The following is a 1,422-nucleotide window of genomic DNA, read 5'->3' on the forward strand; positions in this document are numbered from 1 at the left end:
CCCGCAATAGGTTGCCCGAGGCTGCCCTCCACCAGCAGGAGCCGCGAGACCGGCACGTTGAGGTAGCCGGCGATCACCTCGAGGTCGTCCAGGTCGAACGCGACGTCACCCGTGATCCGGCGCGACCAGAACATCTGGGACTTCCCGGTACGGCGCGCGAGCTCGCGGCCGCTCAGCCGACGCCGCGCCATCTCAGCGCGCACCTCCCCCGCCACGAGGTCTCTCAGGGATGCGGGCCTGGTTTCCATGTCTGCACTCATGCCCCACAAGGTACACCGTCACGCCCAGCGTTGCGCGCTAACTAGACAAGAGACGAACGACCCGGTTACGGTCGGGGTATGCATAAAGCTGAGAGTGACACCGACGCCGCGGCGCAGTCGCTGCGCGTGCTCGACGAGATCGCCGTGGAGATGTTCCGACAGGGCCGCTCGCAACGGTCCATCGCCCGTGAGCTCGGCGTCTCGCCGGCCTACGTCAGCCGCCGCTTCAACGGCGACGTCCCCATCGACCTGCCCGACACCTTCGCCCTGGCGTCCCTCCTCGGAGTCGACCTCGGACGCCTCCTCATCGCCGCGAGCGCCACCGAGACGCCCCCGCTGGCGCTCGCGGCTTCCACGCCGGCATGACCATCCGTCCCCCGAAGCCCGACATCCGCGTCGGTGAGCGCGTCGAGGTCGAGGTGTGCGCCTGGCAGGAGACCGAGAACGGTCGCCGCTGGATGCCCACCGGCGAGACGTTCGAGACCGTCGCCGGCGATGTCATCGGCTGGGACGGCTGGCTCGAGGGCGGTTCGTGGATCGTCGCCTTGCAGTCCGGGCAGGGGCACCCCGGCCGCGTCGCCTCGCAGCGTGTGCGCGTGCTCGACCGCGCCACCTACACCGAGCCGGACCTGTTCGAAGCGTGCTCGTGATGACGCGTCGACGTCGCGGGATCGACGAGCACCTCGCCGCCGTGCGCGAGCTCGACGGCCGTCTCGTCGACCACCCCACCCGCATCGTCTGGTGCTCGCACCACGACGCACCGACGCCGTGCCGCTCGTGCGCCGGCGACCACAAGGCCGGCGAGCACCACAGCCTGCCCGCGCTGCCGACATGCCCGGTCTGCGCACCCATCCCAGCCCAGCACACCACCTACGCAGACAGGAGCTCCCAGTGAGTGCAGACCGCCCGAGCACCTTCCACCCCGGCGACCGCGTGCGGACCCGCCACACCCTGACCCTCTCCCCCGAGGACCGCGGCCGCGCCGGCGTCGTCGCGTGGGTCCAGCCCGACCTCTCGCCCTCGCACCCAGTCGGCGTCGTCTACGACGACAGCGGCGAGGGACTCGTGTTCGCCGCGGCCGAGCTCGAGCACATCGTCGAGGAGGACCAGGCGCCCGACGTCGTCGAGGACCAGGCGCGCGACGAGGTCGACCTCGAGCTCG

At 71.0% G+C, this 1,422-nt stretch carries 5 protein-coding genes; 4 read left to right on the plus strand and 1 reads right to left on the minus strand.

Annotated features, from left to right (window positions below):
* Positions 1-260: helix-turn-helix domain-containing protein (locus tag ACWAT2_RS19060; protein WP_480049196.1), on the minus strand; the 260-nt coding region annotated here is incomplete at its 3' end.
* Positions 261-338: 78 nt separating this feature from the next.
* On the opposite strand from ACWAT2_RS19060, the gene ACWAT2_RS19065 reads away from it, so the two are divergent.
* From ACWAT2_RS19065 to ACWAT2_RS19080, 4 genes are all read left to right on the plus strand, one after another.
* A complete protein-coding gene (locus ACWAT2_RS19065; RefSeq protein WP_480049198.1) occupies positions 339-626 on the plus strand; it encodes a helix-turn-helix domain-containing protein in 288 nt (95 codons plus the stop codon).
* Positions 623-910: a hypothetical protein gene (locus ACWAT2_RS19070; protein ID WP_480049200.1), complete on the plus strand. Its 288-nt coding sequence runs from the start codon at positions 623-625 to the stop codon at positions 908-910. The genes ACWAT2_RS19065 and ACWAT2_RS19070 overlap by 4 nt, the downstream gene beginning before the upstream one ends.
* Positions 910-1,155: a hypothetical protein gene (locus ACWAT2_RS19075; RefSeq protein ID WP_480049202.1), complete on the plus strand. Its 246-nt coding sequence runs from the start codon at positions 910-912 to the stop codon at positions 1,153-1,155. The genes ACWAT2_RS19070 and ACWAT2_RS19075 overlap by 1 nt, the downstream gene beginning before the upstream one ends.
* Positions 1,152-1,422: hypothetical protein (locus ACWAT2_RS19080; protein WP_480049204.1), on the plus strand; the 271-nt coding region annotated here is incomplete at its 3' end. The genes ACWAT2_RS19075 and ACWAT2_RS19080, both read left to right, overlap by 4 nt.

The organism is Isoptericola sp. GX10416, from assembly GCF_056590155.1.